Genomic DNA, 14,100 nt, shown 5'->3' on the forward strand with positions numbered 1-14,100 from the left:
TCCAAACGACAGGCCCTAGGGAGCTTCCTCCTCCGCCAGCACCCGCTGGGCGGTGGCGAACGCCGAGTTGGCCGCGGGCACCCCGCAGTACACGGCCGTCTGGAGCAGCACCGCGCCGATCTCGTCCGGGGTCAGCCCGTTGCGCCGCGCCGCCCTGACGTGCATGGCCAGCTCCTCGTAGTGGCCGTGCGCGACCAGCGCGGTCATGGTGATCATGCTGCGCTCACGGCGCGAGAGGGTCTCGTCGGTCCAGATCTCGCCCCAGGCGTAGCGCGAGATGAAGTCCTGGAACCGGGCCGTGAACGGCGTCTGCCGGGACTGCGCCCGGTCCACGTGCGCGTCGCCGAGCACCTCCCGCCGCACCGCCATGCCCCGCCTGGCACCCCCGTCGAGATGCCCGCGCAGCGCGGTCAGCACCGCCTCGGGGCGCTCGGCGGGTGCCAGGTGCGAGGCGCCCGGGATCTCCACCAGCGCCGACCCCGCCACCGCGTCGGCGATCTCCCGCAGGTGGGCGGGGGGCGTCGCCGGGTCGTCGCGCCCGGCGATCAGCAGGGTGGGCACGGTGATCTCCGCCAGCCGGTCCCGGACGTCGAACGCGGCCAGCGCGTCGCAGCAGGCCGCGTACGCCGCCGGATCGGCCTCCCGGTGGTCCCGTACCAGCTCCGGCACGGTGAACCCGGGCGTGAACCACCGCGCGTCCGCGCTCGCCGCGAGGTCCGCCAGCCCTTCCCGGCGGACCCGTTCCGCCCGCTCCTGCCACGGCTTGGCGCCGTTGAAGTGCGCCGACGAGCAGATCACGGCCAGCGAGGTGACCCGCTCGGGGTGGTGCAGGGCCAGGTGCAGCCCGACCGCGCCGCCCAGCGACACCCCCGCGTACGCGAACCGCTCCACGCCGAGCGAGTCGGCGAGCGCCAGCACCAGCGCGGCCAGGTCCCCGACACTCGCCCCGGCGGAGATCAGGTCCGCGGCCGAGCCGCCGTGCCCCGGCAGGTCCCAGCGGATCACCCGGCGGGTGATGGACAGCTCGGGCGCCACCTGGTCCCACAGGGCGTACGAGGTGCCGAGCGAGGGCCCGAGCAGCAGCGGGGGAGCGGTGGCGGGGCCTTCCGTACGGTGATTCAGCAGGGTCAACGTCGCTCCAGTGCGCGGTCGGTGAGGGCAGCGGCGCTGCCGGTGTAACGGGCGGGGTCGGTCAGGGCGGCGAGGTCGATGTCCTTCAACTCCGGTACTTCCGCCAGGAGTTCACTCAGGCTTCGGCCTTCGGCGTAGGTGCGCCTGGCCACTTCGGTGAGCAGGGCCTTCGCCCGGGACCGGCCCAGTACCGGAGCCAGTTCGGCGGAGAGCCGCTCGGAGACGATCAGCCCGTGGGTCAGGTCGAGGTGGGCGCGCATGGCCGCCGGGTCCACCCGCAGCCCCTCGGTGAGTTCGGCGGCGTCCCGGGCGGCGCCGCCGGTCAGCCGGAGCAGGTCGCGCAACGGCTCCCACTCGGCGTGCCAGGCGCCGGCGGGCCGCTCGTCCTCGGCGGCGAGGGAGCCGTACAGCACCGCCGCGAGCTGCGGCGCGCGCCGGGCCGCCGCCGCGATCAGCGTGGCGCGCACCGGGTTGGCCTTGTGCGGCATCGCGGAGGACCCGCCGCCGCTGCCCTCGGCCACCTCGCCGGTCTCGGTCCGGCCGAGGACCAGCACGTCCGCGGCGAGCTTGCCCAGCGCCCCGGCGGCCGTCGCCAGGCACCCGGCGAGGTCGGCGACCGGCGTACGCAGCGTGTGCCACGGCAACGCGGGCTCTGCCAGGCCCAGTTCACGGGCGTACGCGCCCGGCAGCGCCAGCGGGTCCCCGGCGCCGTACGCGGCGAAGGCCGCCAGCGTCCCGGCGGCACCGCCGAGCTGGACGGGCAGCGTCTCACGCACGGCCGTGATCCGGTCCCGCGCGTCCAGCACCAGCGACCGCCACCCGGCCGCCTTCAGCCCGAACGTCGTCGGCACGGCGTGCTGGGTGAGCGTCCGCCCCGGCAGCGGGGTGTCCCGGTGCTCGGCGGCGAGCCGCGCCAGCGCCCGTTCGGTGCGGGCGAGGTCGGTCAGGACCAGGTGCAGGGCGCGGGCGGCGACCAGCATCACCGCCGTGTCCAGGATGTCCTGGCTGGTGGCGCCCCGGTGCACGTACGGGCCGTACTCCTGGCCGACCGCCTTCGTCAGGTCCGCGACCAGGGGGATGACCGGGTTGCCGCCGCCGCGGGCCCGCTCCGCGATCGACGCCAGGTCGAAACGCGCACGGTCCGCGGCGTCCGTCACCGCCGTCGCCGCCCCGTCCGGGGCGAGGCCCAGCGCGGCCTGGGCGCGGGTCAGGGCGGCCTCGGCGTCGAGCAGCGCCCGCAGGTACGCCCGGTCGCCCGTCGCGTCGGCGGCCGGGGAGCCCGCCCACCCGGGGGCGAGCAGGCCGGTGTCGGTGTCGGTGTCGGCAGAGGTCACTTGTACTCCAGGAAGACCGTCTCGCCCTCGCCCTGAAGGCGGATGTCGAAACGGTACGTGCCCGGCCGCTCCTCGGCCGCGACCAGCGTGCCGCGACGGTCCTCGGGCACCCGGGACAGCAGCGGGTCGGCGGCGAGCACGGCCTCGTCACCCGGCAGGTAGATCCGCGTGAACAGGTGCACCAGCAGACCCCGCGCGAAGACGCACACGCTCAGGTACGGCGCGTTCTCCCCGCGCGCCCCCGGCCGCAGCGTCCGCGCGTACCAGTGCCCGTCGGCGTCGGTCTGGATGCGGCCCCAGCCGGTGAACTCCACGCCGTTGCGGCCGAGATACGTTCCCGTCGCCGGATCCCGGCGCATCGAGCCGTCCGCCGTCGGGACGTTGCCGTCCGGGTCCGGGCCCCACACCTCCACGAGCGCGTCCGGCAGCGGCTCGCCCGCACCGTCCAGCACGTACCCGTGCACGGTGACGGTGTCCGGGTGCCCGACGGGGGCGATGTCCTCGCCGCCGCGGAACGGCAGCGAGTACCCGTAGAACGGGCCGACGGTGTGCGACGGCGTGGGCAGCACGTTCTCGGGGCTGCTGGTGTCGATCTTCGTCATGGCAGGTCAGCGCCCTTCTTCGATCCAGGTGGCACGCGGGCCGTCGAGCACGATGTCCCAGTGGTAGCCGAGCGAGAACTCCGGCACGGACAGGCTGTGGTCGTACGTCGCGATCAGCCGCTGGCGGGCCGCGTCGTCCGTGACGGACTGCAGGATCGGGTCGTACGGGAACAGCGGGTCGTTCGGGAAGTACATCTGCGTCACCAGCCGCTGGGTGAACGCCGACCCGAAGAGCGAGAAGTGGATGTGCGCCGGGCGCCAGGCGTTGACGTGGTTGCGCCACGGGTACGGGCCGGGCTGGATGGTGGTGAAGCGGTAGAAGCCGTCGTCGTCGGTGATCGTGCGGCCGGTGCCGGTGAAGTTCGGGTCGAGCGGCGCGTCGTGCTGCTCGCGCTGGTGGGCGTAGCGGCCGGCCGAGTTGGCCTGCCAGATCTCGACGAGCTGGCCGCGGACCGGGCGCCCGTCACGGTCCAGCAGCCGGCCCGAGACGGTGATGCGCTCGCCGACCGGCTCACCCGGGTGCTGGATGGTGAGGTCGTTGTCGATGGCGGTCAGGTCGCGCTCGCCGAAGGCCGGGGAGGACAGCTCCACCAGCTCCGGGTCCTTGGTGACGTCGATGGCGATCGGCGGCTGTTTCGGGTGGCGCAGCAGCGAGGACCGGTACGGGGCGTAGTCGCGGCGCGGGTGGTGCTCGACCGGTCCGCCGCCGGCGAGCCGCTTCTCGTACGCGGCGCGCTCGGCGGCCATCTCCGCGTCTATGTCGTGCTGGGTGAGAGTGATGGAAGGCGAAGTCATGGAAGACCGTCCCTGTCAGGCGCCCGAGCCAGGAATTAGTCAGGGCACTGAGTATTTCGTCGAGGTTTCCCACACGCTGCCATCGGTCGGGAAAGTCGTCAAGACCCAGTTCACAGGCTGTTTGTGTGACGTACTCGGAGATCGGTGAGGGGGTATCGTTCAGTGCACCGACGAATACGACCACGGGAGCGCACATGGCCGCGGTGGACCTGACCACCCATCCCGGGCATCTGGCCCGGCGGCTCCAGCAGGCGCACTACCTGCTGTGGAACGCGATGGTCTCCGAGGAGATCACCTCGCCGCAGTTCGCGGTCCTCAACGCGCTGGTCGCGGAGCCGGGCCTGGACCAGCGCACGGTGGGGGAGCGGGTGGGGCTCGACCGGTCCACCATCGCCGAGGTGATCAGCCGGCTGAGCCGCCGCGGGCTGATCGACAAGGTGCGCGACCCGCAGGACGGCCGCCGCGCCCTGCTCCGCCCCACGGACGAGGGGACGCGCACCCACCGCAGGCTCACCGTGCGCACGGCCCGGATGAACCAGGTGTTCCTGGCCCCGCTGACCGGGGAGGAGCAGGAGCTGTTCTTCCGGCTGATCCAGCGGGTCGCGGACGCCGCCGAAGGGCTGCGCAACCCGGGCGAGCCCCTGGCGGCCCCGCACTGAACCGGCCGGCCGGGAACCCTCTGGCCGTGGACCGCCCGCTCAGGACGCCCGCGCGAACACCACCCACACCTGCCCCTCGGCGAACCGCGCCGGCGAGCCGTCCGCGGTGGTGAACGCCGTACCGTCCGTGGCCGAGCCCCGCCGCCAGGCGGCGCTGTGGGTCCGCCCGTCGCGCAGTACGTCGGCCCGGCCGGAGCCGACCGTCTCCACGTACGGCGAGTGGTTGCCCCGGGAGTCGTGCAGCTTGGACTCCCGTACCTTCACGTACTGCACGACGACCGTCGCGGGCGCCAGCCGCTTGCCGCCGGACGTGACGGCCGGGGCGCCGTCCATGTCGATCAGCCAGCGGTCGCGCTCCTTCGACCAGGTGAACGTGAAGCGCGCCGCCGGGTAGCGCACCGTGCGCGCGCTCTCGGTCCGGCCGCCCGAGGGTGCGGCGCCGTACCGGAACCCGGTGGTCAGGGCCGTCGCGCCCGGTGCCGGGGACACCAGGCGGCCGGGGCGCAGATAGAGGTTGTGCGGGGCCGGCCGGCCGATGTCGCGGACCCAGGCGCCGGGCGTCCTGCTGGGCTGCTCCGCCCGAACCGGCGCGCTGTCGATGCGGGGCAGCAGTTTGCGCTGGGCGCCGGAGAAGGCGAGCGTCGGCCGGTCGAACTGGCGTAGCAGCTCCAGATCGGACTCGCGGGCGCTGCGCACGGGGCCGACGGTCGACGGCAGCTTCGTCGCGTACAGGGCCATCAGCCGGCTCAGCCCGCCCTCGACCGGCTCCACGTAGACGACGTCCGCCGCCTCCAGTCCCGTGTGGGGGCGGGCGGCGCGCACGTTGTCGATCTTCACGGCCAGCGGCAAGGCCGCTTTCACCGCCTGCGGCGAGGCCGACTTCACGGCCGGCGGGGAGGGCGTCTTCACGGCCGGCGGGGAGGACGTGGCGGCCTCGGCGCTCCGTGACGGTTGCAGCGCGGATCCGCGTCCGTCGTCGTCCGGTGTCGGCCCCGGCCCCGCCGCGCAGCCCGCCGCCAGCAGCGCCGCCGCCACCGCCGCGGTCAGCGTGGCCCGCGGCGCGCCGCCCCGTGCCCGCGCTCCGCGCTGCCATGTCCCTCGTCGTCTGCCTCGTCGCACCCCGACCACCCGTCCGCCCTCCTACGTCACTGATTGTGCGCCTCTTGACGCCTTTGTTGCCATACCCGACTTCTTATGACAATGCGCTTTCAATCGGCTGATCGGACCAGCGTGGCGGTTCGGAAGAGGGGCCCCGGGTACCCGGGCGCCACCGTACGAGTGAGCAGTCGGGTGACGGAGGGAGCGCGGGACGATGAAGGCAGTGACCTGGCAGGGCAAGCGGGACGTGCGCGTGGAGGAGGTGCCGGACCCGAAGATCCAGGAACCCACGGACGCGGTCATCCGCGTCACCTCCACCGGGCTGTGCGGCTCCGACCTGCACCTCTACGAAGTGCTCACCCCGTTCATGACCCCGGGCGACATCCTCGGACACGAGCCGATGGGCATCGTCGAGGAGGTCGGCCCCGAGGTGCCGGACCTGAAGCCGGGCGACCGGGTCGTGGTGCCGTTCCAGATCGCCTGCGGCCACTGCTACATGTGCGACACCGGCCTGCCCACCCAGTGCGAGACCACCCAGGTCACCGGCGAGGGCATGGGTGCCGCCCTGTTCGGCTACACCCGCCTGTACGGCGCGGTGCCCGGCGGTCAGGCCGAGTACCTGCGGGTCCCGCAGGCCCAGTACGGGCCGATCAAGGTGCCCCAGGGCCCGCCGGACGACCGTTTCGTCTACCTCTCGGACGTGCTGCCCACCGCCTGGCAGGCCGTCGCCTACGCCGGCGTCCCCCAGGGCGGCACCGTCGCCGTGCTCGGCCTCGGCCCCATCGGCGACATGGCCTGCCGGGTCGCGCAGGTCAAGGGCGCGGGGCGGGTGTTCGGCGTGGACCTCGTCCCCGAGCGGCTGCGCCGGGCGCGCGAGCGGGGCGTGGAGACGTACGACCTGCGCTCCTTCGACAGCGAGAAGGAACTCGTCGCCGCCATCCGGGACGAGACCGGCGGGCGCGGCCCGGACGCCGTGATCGACGCCGTGGGCACGGAGGCGCACGGCAGCGCGATCGCCAAGCTGGTGCAGCAGGGCGCCGCGATCATGCCCCGCAAGATCGGCGGCCCCATGGCGGAACGCCTCAGCGTCGACCGCCTCGCCGCCCTCTACACCGCCATCGACCTGGTGCGCCGCGGCGGCACCCTCTCGCTGGTCGGCGTCTACGGCGGCATGGCCGACCCGATGCCGATGCTCACCCTGTTCGACAAGCAGATCCAGATGCGGATGGGGCAGGCCAACGTACGCCGCTGGAGCGACGACATCCTCACCTACCTCACCGACGAGGACCCGCTCGGCGTCCAGGACTTCGCCACCCACCGGGTGCCGCTCGCCGACGCCCCGCACGCCTACGAGATGTTCCAGAAGAAGCGGGACGGCGCGGTCAAGGTGCTGATGCGGCCCTGATCAGGGGGCCGGCGGGGCGAGGATCTCCGCCAGGTCGAAGCGGACCGGCTCCTGGAGCTGGGCGAAGGTGCAACTGTCCGGGGTGCGGTCCGGCCGCCAGCGGCGGAAGCGCGCGGTGTGCCGGAACCGCGCCCCGTTCTCCATGTGGTCGTACGCCACCTCGGCCACCCGCTCCGGCCTGAGCGGCACCCAGGACAGGTCCTTCTTGCCCGACCAGCGGCTCGGCGCCCCCGGCAGCCGCGCCGACTCGTGCGCGGCCTCGTCCGCCCAGGCCGCCCACGGATGCCCGGACACGTCCGCCATCCGCAGCGGCTCCAGTTCCGCCACCAGGTCCGCCCGCCGCTTCATGGTGAACGCCGCGCACACGCCGACGTGCTGGAGGGCGCCCCGGTCGTCGTACAGGCCGAGCAGCAGCGAGCCGACCACCGGACCGCTCTTGTGGAAGCGGTAACCGGCGACCACCACGTCCGCCGTCCGCTCGTGCTTGACCTTGAACATCGCCCGCTCGTCCGGCCGGTAGAGCAGATCGAGCGGCTTGGCCACCACCCCGTCCAGACCCGCCCCCTCGTACTGCTCGAACCAGCGCCGCGCCACCTCGATGTCCGTCGTCGCCGGCGCCACGTGCACGGGCGCGGTGACCTGGGCCAGCGCCCGCAGCAGCAGCGCCCGGCGGTCGGACAGTCCCACGTCCAGCAGCGACTCGCCGTCCAGCGCCAGCAGGTCGAAGGCGACCAGGGACGCCGGGGTCCGCTCGGCCAGCGTCCGCACCCGGGAGTCCGCCGGGTGGATGCGCTCGGTCAGCGCGTCGAAGTCCAGCCGCCCCTGACGGGCGATGACGATCTCCCCGTCCACCACGCACCGCTCGGGCAACCGCTCCCGCACCGCTGTCACCAGCTCCGGGAAGTACCTGGTCAGCGGCTTGCCCGTGCGGCTGCCGAACTCCACCTCGGCCCCGTCCCGGAAGACGATCGCCCGGAACCCGTCCCACTTGGCCTCGTACTGCATACCCGGCGGGATCGCCGCCACGGACTTGGCGAGCATCGGCTTCACGGGCGGCATCACGGGCAGGTCCATGCACCGATTCTCACCGGGAACGACCGCCGTCGCCTGATGTGCGAGGCATGCCCGATGCGCCTACCGTGGCTCGCATGGGTGAAGCGGTGGAGCTGGAGACGGGCGGCCGGACCGTACGGCTGACCAGCCCGGACAAGATCTTCTTCCCGGAGCGCGGCTACACAAAGCTGGACCTGGCCCGCTACTACCAGGCCGTCGCCCCCGGCATCCTGCGCGCCCTGCGCCGCCGCCCCACCACCCTGGAGCGCTACCCGGACGGCGTCACCGGCGAGTGGTTCTACCAGAAACGCGCGCCCAAGGGCATGCCCGGCTGGATCCCCACCGCCCACATCACCTTCCCCAGCGGACGCAGCGCCGACGAGATGTGCCCCACCGAGGAGGCCGCGGTGGTGTGGGCCGCCCAGTACGGCACCCTCACCTTCCACCCCTGGCCGGTACGGGCCGACGACGTCGACCACCCCGACGAACTCCGCATCGACCTCGACCCCCAGCCCGGCACCGACTACGACGACGCGGTCCGCGCCGCCCACGAACTACGGGCCGTACTGGACGAGTTCGGCGGCCTGCGCGGCTGGCCCAAGACCTCCGGCGGCCGGGGCCTGCACGTCTTCGTGCCGATCGAGCCCCGCTGGACGTTCACCCAGGTACGCCGCGCCGCCATCGCCGTCGGCCGGGAACTGGAGCGCCGGATGCCCGAACAGGTCACCATCAAGTGGTGGAAGGAGGAGCGCGGGAAGCGCATCTTCGTCGACTACAACCAGACCGCCCGCGACCGCACCATCGCCTCCGCCTACTCGGTGCGCCCCCGCCCGCACGCCCCCGTCTCCGCGCCCCTGCGCTGGGAGGAGGTCGGCGTCGCCCACCCCGCCGACTTCGACCTCACGACCATGCCCGCGCGCTTCGCCGAACTCGGCGACGTGCACGCGGACATGGACGGTCACGCCCACTCCCTCGACGCCCTGCTGGAGCTGGCGGCGAAGGACGAGCGTGACCACAACCTCGGCGATCTGCCGTACCCGCCCGAGTATCCGAAGATGCCGGGCGAACCCCGACGGGTACAGCCGAGCCGCGCGAAGAAACACTCGTGAATCCGTGGCCTGCAGAATGCGTGACCTGCAGAGTCCGTGACCTAGAGATCCATGATCCGCACGTCCCGGTAGGACACCACGTCCGTCGTGCCGTGCACCTGGAGCCCGATGTACCCGGCGGCGTACCGCCGCCCGTCGGTGCCCGGGTCGTCCGAGCGCGGGGGCTCGAACTCCTGGCCGCCGGTGTTGTCGAACTCGTTGATCAGCACGCCGTTGCGGTAGACCGAGTAGTGCTGGTCGACCACCCGGATCTCGTAGTCGTTCCAGGTGCCCTTCTGTGTCACCCCGGCCCCGGCGAGACCCACCCGGTCGAAGCCGTAGACCGAGCCGGTCTTGTACATGTCGCCGCTGGGGCTGTCGAACACCTGGATCTCATGGCCGAACTTGATCGCGGCCCACTCCGGACGTGACTCCTCCGGGTGGTCGTGGACCCACGGGAAGCGCACGAACACACCGGAGTTGGCGTTGCCCGTGCCCGGCGCGTCGTCCCGCCACTGGAGCTTCAGCGAGAAGTCGCCGTAGGTGCGCTCGGGGAACCACAGCATGCCCAGGCCGGACTCGGTGGTGCCGGAGGTGATCGACCCGTCCCCGTTGGCCGCGAACGAACCGCCGCCCACCTGCTCCCACTTGGCCAGCGACTCCGCGGTGCCGTCCATGATCGTGCGGTAGCCCTCGGTCTGGCCGGGCGTGCCGATACCGGACTCCCGGGCGGCGGCGCGCACGGCCTTCAGCTCCCGCTGGTCGATGACGCCCTCGGCCAGCAGCCGCGCCGTCACCTCGCGCACATGCTTGAGGAACAGGGCGTGGGACGTCCACTCCCGCTCGTCCTCGATCAGCTCGTTGATCCGGCACCGGTTGTTCGTCACCCGGTTGGGCACCCCCGAGTCGACGGTGCCGACGATCACCGTGAGCCGTTCGTCGTACTCCGGGCAGGGCGGCGCCGGCACCCCGCCGCCGGTGACGACGGTGAAGCTCACGCTCAGCGGCTGGGAGACGTTGCCCGCCTTGTCGCTCGCGCGGTACGCCACGGTGTGGGTACCGGCGCGGTCGACGAGCACGGGCGCGGTGTACGCCAGGTAGGGTCCGCCGTCGAGGGAGTACTCGATCCCCGCGACGCCCGAGCCGCCCGCGTCGGTGGCGCTGACCGTCACCTTCGCGCCGCCGACGTACGCCCCGCCCGCGTTGCGCGTGCCCTCCACGGTCGCACCGGTCACCGGCGCGGTGGTGTCCTGCGGCGAAGCGGCGACGACCGTGAACTGCACGCTCTTCTCCGCCGCCGCGTTGCCCGCCTTGTCGGTGGCCCGGTAGCGGACGGTGTGGGTGCCGACCTGGTGCACCATCACCGGCATGGTGTACGGCTGCCAGGCGCCGTCACCGACCGCGTACTCGATGGTGTTGACGCCGGAACCGGTGTCGGAGGCGCTGACGGTCACCGTCGCCATGTCGAGGTACGCCCCGTCCGCGTTCCGTTCGCCGTCGACCGTCGCCGAGGTGTCCGGCGGCGTGGTGTCGTCGGTCCCCGGGGCGACGACCGTGAACGTCACGCTCTTCTCGGCCGCCGCGTTGCCCGCCTTGTCGAAGGCGCGGTAGCGGACCGTGTGGTCACCGACCTCGTCGATCACCACCGCCGTGGTGTACGGCTGCCAGGCGCCGTCCGCGCCGATCGCGTACTCGACCCGGTCGACGCCCGAGCCACCCGCGTCGGTGGCGCCGATCGCCACGCTCGCCGCACCGACGTACTGCCCCTCGGCGTTCTGCGTCCCCTGCACGTCCGCGCTGGTCTCGGGCGCCGTGGTGTCCTCGCCGCCGCCCTCGGTGACCACCAGGACGCCCCTCATCTCCGTGTGGCCCTGGACGGTGCAGTGGTAGAGGTAGCGGCCGGGGGAGAGGGTGACCTCGGCGGTGTGCCGGCCGCCCTGCGCGTCGAACGGGGAGGCCAGGATGTTCAGTTGCACATCGTTGTTGTACTCGGGGTCGCTGGTGATGAACGTCAGCGTGTGCGGCATGCCGGTGGTGTTGCCGGTCGCCTCGCTGTTCTCGAAGACGATCGTCGCCGGGCCCGCCACCGCCGTCTCGGGTGCGGAGGTGTACTTGGTGATGTCGTCCCCGGCGGTCCAGGTGAGGACCTGCTGCGCGGCGGGCGCGGCGGCGGCCGGCTCGTCCTCCCCGACGGCCGCGGTCTGGAGCCCCAGCACCATCAGCAGACCGGCCAGCAGGGCCGCCCACACTCTTCGTCGCCGTATCACTGCGTCCCCCTCGCCAGCTGTCCCGCGGCCGGCGTCGGCCCGCCGCCCGTGTAGGTGACCCGCCACAGGGCCGACTTGGCGTCCGAGGTGAAGAAGCCGCGGCCGTAGTCGAGGACGTACAGCGCGCCGTCCGGACCGAACTTCCAGTCCATCAGGTTCTTGATGCCGTCCGCGCCGACCGGGACGATCTTCTTCAGTGACTCGGAGTGCACCGGCAGACCGCCGTCCCCTTGTGTCTTCGGGTCCATCAGCACCGCGTTGCGCGGCTGCCCGGCGTCGTAGAAGTCGCCGACGAACCACTTGCCGTCCCAGTAGGCGGGCCACTTGGTGGCGCTGTCGCTCGTGGCGTCGTAGCGGTAGACCGGTCCGGTCATCGCCGCCTGGCTGCCGCCGGTGAGCCACGGGAGCAGGTAGGTGCTCTCGTCCTGCTCGTAGGACGGGACGCCGTTCTCGTCGCGCGGGAAGTCCGGGCCGCCGCCCTGCGGCGAGTACCAGATGTTGTTGCCGGTCACCGGCGGCAGGTTGACCAGGCCGTCGTTGTTCGGCGACTCGTTCTTCGGGTGGTCGCAGTCGTACCAGCCCAGCGGCTGCGACGGGTCCGGCAGGTTCCGGTCCCGGTAGGGCTGCTTGTTGCCCATGCAGTACGGCCAGCCCCGGTTGCTCGCCTCGGTGATCGCCGCGAAGGTGTCGTACTTCGCCGGTCCCCAGGTCGGGGACGGGCTGGAGGCGTCCGGGCCGACCCAGCCCGCGTACAGGGTGTCGGTCGACTTGTCGACGGAGATGCGGGACGGGTTGCGCACGCCCATCACATAGATCTCGCCGCGCGTCTTGCCGCCGCCCTCGGCGGTCTCCTCGCCGGTGAAGAGGTTGCCCTCGGGGAGGGTGTACGTCCCGTCCGGTTCGGGGTGGATGCGCAGGATCTTGCCGTTGAGGTTGTTGGTGTTGCCGGCGGTGCGGCGGGCGTCGGCGAAGGAGACGCCCTTGAAGTTCGGCTCCGGGTTGTTGCCCGAGTAACCGCCGCTGAAGCCGCTGGAGTTGTTGTCGCCGGTGGCGATGTACAGGTTGCCCTTCGAGTCCCAGGCCATGCCGCCGCCCGCGTGGCAGCAGCTGTGGATCTGCACCGGCCAGTGCAGCAGCACCTTCTCGCTGTCCAGGTCCAGCTTGTTCGTGGCCTGGTCGAGGGTGAAGCGGGAGACGCGCCGCTCGGCCATGTGCGTCTCGCGGTCGATCTCCGAGTGGGGGGTGTAGTGCAGGTACACCCAGCCGTTGTCCTCGAAGCCGGGGTCGAGTTCGATGCCGAGCAGGCCCTCCTCGACCTTGACCAGTTCCTCGCCGCCGCCCTTGTTGCCGAAGACGGTCAGCTCACCGGCGAGGGTGACCTTCTTCGTCTCCGGGTCGTAGACGTGGATCTCGCCCGTGCCCTTGCCGATGTCCGGGTCGTTCCAGTCGGTGACCACCGGCCGGGAGGCGTCCGCGCCGCCCCGGCCGATGTAGAAGACCCGGCCGTCGGGCGCGGTGACCAGGCCGTGCGGCTCGCCGATCTGGTCGTTCCGGCCGGGCTGGTTGGGCTGGGTCAGCCGCTCCGCCTTGTAGTTGCCGGTGATGGCGGCCTTGCAGTCGGCCCGGACCAGCCGGGTCGTCCACAGCAGGGCGCCGCGCAGATGGGTGCGGAAGTCGGTCTCGTCGAAGGAGGAGGCCGTGCCGCCCATGCCGGTGTAGAAGGACCGTCCGCCGTCGTAGTCGCGGCACCAGCTCACCGGGTGGTCCCAGCCGTTGGCGTTCGCCCCCGGCGTGTACGTCGACTCGCGCACCCGCGCCACGGTGTGCACCTCGCCGGACGGGTTCTCGGCCCAGTTCAGCCACTTGTCGGGACGCTTCCACCGCACCGGCAGGTCCTTGGTGGCCGGGTGCAGCCGGTCGCCGACCTCCACGGTGGCCCGCTGGACGGCCGGCGCGGCCCCGGCGGCGGGACGGGCGCCGATCAGACCGGTGAACCAGTCCGAGTACGGTTCCGCGCGCGCCGCGTCATGGACGCCGAGGAAGCCGCCGCCGGCCTCCATGTACGCCTCCAGACCCGCCTCCTGCTCCGGGTCCAGCACGTCGCCGCCGCCGGTCAGGAACACCACCGCGTTGAAGCGGCCGAGCCGTTTCTCGTTGGTGAACACCGACGCGTCGCCCGTGGCCGTGACCGCGAAGCGCTGCTCCGTGGGCCCGGTCAGGCCGATCCGCTCGATCGCCGCGATACCGGCGTTGACGACCGGCGACTCCTCGCCGGCCGCGGCCGACCCGTAGAAGACCAGCACCCGGACATCGGCACTGCCCGGCGGCGACTTGATCGACATCGTTGTCAGGGGCGGTTCCGGCGCGGGGAACGCACCGGCCGCCGGGGCCGACAGCAGCCCCGCGGTCAGGAACCCGGCGGTCAGCGCCGCCGCCCGGACCCGTCTTGTCTTTCCCGTGGCGCTCAATCCTCGTAAGTGCATGGGCCTGTGTGGTGTCGAGAACCGCACGTGGTCACCCGCCCCTCCTCGGTCGCGGCAACAGCGCCAAGGAAGCTAGACCTCTTTGCCCGACTCGCCAATAGGTATGACCGGGATACGCAGAACTTTGTCCTGAGTGTGGATAAACGACGGAGTGGCCGGTACCGTCGCACAGGTTCATCACAGCT

The 14,100-nt window shown here is 72.3% G+C and carries 11 protein-coding genes; 3 read left to right on the plus strand and 8 right to left on the minus strand.

From position 1 onward, the window contains the following. Nucleotides 1–15 precede the first annotated feature (15 nt). The 4 genes from pcaD to pcaH are packed head-to-tail and all read right to left on the minus strand — an operon-like array spanning nucleotide 16 to nucleotide 3,847. Nucleotides 16–1,131, minus strand: coding sequence for a 3-oxoadipate enol-lactonase (pcaD, locus tag J7I94_RS36030; protein WP_215174285.1), 1,116 nt, complete (start codon nucleotides 1,129–1,131; stop codon nucleotides 16–18). Beyond that, nucleotides 1,128–2,465 carry a 3-carboxy-cis,cis-muconate cycloisomerase gene (pcaB, locus tag J7I94_RS36035; RefSeq protein ID WP_215174287.1) on the minus strand — a complete coding sequence of 446 codons (1,338 nt, stop codon included), beginning with the start codon at nucleotides 2,463–2,465 and terminating at the stop codon, nucleotides 1,128–1,130. The genes pcaD and pcaB overlap by 4 nt, the downstream gene beginning before the upstream one ends. Further along, complete coding sequence (gene pcaG, locus J7I94_RS36040; RefSeq protein WP_215174289.1) at nucleotides 2,462–3,067, minus strand: protocatechuate 3,4-dioxygenase subunit alpha; 606 nt, start codon at nucleotides 3,065–3,067, stop codon at nucleotides 2,462–2,464. The genes pcaB and pcaG overlap by 4 nt, the downstream gene beginning before the upstream one ends. 6 nt (nucleotides 3,068–3,073) lie before the next feature. Beyond that, nucleotides 3,074–3,847, minus strand: a complete 774-nt coding sequence (gene pcaH, locus J7I94_RS36045; protein WP_215174332.1) for a protocatechuate 3,4-dioxygenase subunit beta — start codon at nucleotides 3,845–3,847, stop codon at nucleotides 3,074–3,076. 209 nt (nucleotides 3,848–4,056) lie between these two features. Between pcaH and J7I94_RS36050 the strand changes: the two genes are divergently transcribed. Beyond that, complete coding sequence (locus J7I94_RS36050) at nucleotides 4,057–4,521, plus strand: MarR family winged helix-turn-helix transcriptional regulator (protein WP_215174291.1); 465 nt, start codon at nucleotides 4,057–4,059, stop codon at nucleotides 4,519–4,521. Nucleotides 4,522–4,560: 39 nt separating this feature from the next. Here the strand turns inward: J7I94_RS36050 and J7I94_RS36055 are convergent, their stop codons facing one another. After that, entirely contained in the window at nucleotides 4,561–5,649 is a 1,089-nt protein-coding gene (locus J7I94_RS36055; protein ID WP_374198489.1) for a DUF3048 domain-containing protein, read from the minus strand. 184 nt (nucleotides 5,650–5,833) lie between these two features. On the opposite strand from J7I94_RS36055, the gene J7I94_RS36060 reads away from it, so the two are divergent. Continuing rightward, the gene (locus J7I94_RS36060; RefSeq protein ID WP_215174295.1) at nucleotides 5,834–7,024 is read left to right on the plus strand and encodes a zinc-dependent alcohol dehydrogenase; all 1,191 of its coding nucleotides are present in this window, start codon (nucleotides 5,834–5,836) and stop codon (nucleotides 7,022–7,024) included. Here J7I94_RS36060 and J7I94_RS36065 read toward each other — a convergent pair whose 3' ends face one another. Next, nucleotides 7,025–8,098 carry an ATP-dependent DNA ligase gene (locus J7I94_RS36065; protein ID WP_215174297.1) on the minus strand — a complete coding sequence of 358 codons (1,074 nt, stop codon included), beginning with the start codon at nucleotides 8,096–8,098 and terminating at the stop codon, nucleotides 7,025–7,027. Nucleotides 8,099–8,172: 74 nt separating this feature from the next. On the opposite strand from J7I94_RS36065, the gene ligD reads away from it, so the two are divergent. After that, nucleotides 8,173–9,186, plus strand: a complete 1,014-nt coding sequence (gene ligD / locus J7I94_RS36070; protein WP_215174299.1) for a non-homologous end-joining DNA ligase — start codon at nucleotides 8,173–8,175, stop codon at nucleotides 9,184–9,186. A gap of 41 nt (nucleotides 9,187–9,227) precedes the next feature. Here ligD and J7I94_RS36075 read toward each other — a convergent pair whose 3' ends face one another. Together J7I94_RS36075 and J7I94_RS36080 are read right to left on the minus strand one after the other, a co-directional pair. Next, on the minus strand, nucleotides 9,228–11,414 hold the full coding sequence (locus J7I94_RS36075) for an OmpL47-type beta-barrel domain-containing protein (RefSeq protein ID WP_215174334.1): 2,187 nt from the start codon (nucleotides 11,412–11,414) through the stop codon (nucleotides 9,228–9,230). A 14-nt stretch (nucleotides 11,415–11,428) separates the two neighbouring features. Further along, nucleotides 11,429–13,915, minus strand: a complete 2,487-nt coding sequence (locus tag J7I94_RS36080; protein ID WP_215174301.1) for a ThuA domain-containing protein — start codon at nucleotides 13,913–13,915, stop codon at nucleotides 11,429–11,431. Nucleotides 13,916–14,100 lie beyond the last annotated feature (185 nt).

Source organism: Streptomyces sp. ISL-12 (genome assembly GCF_018614415.1).
Classification (GTDB): domain Bacteria; phylum Actinomycetota; class Actinomycetes; order Streptomycetales; family Streptomycetaceae; genus Streptomyces.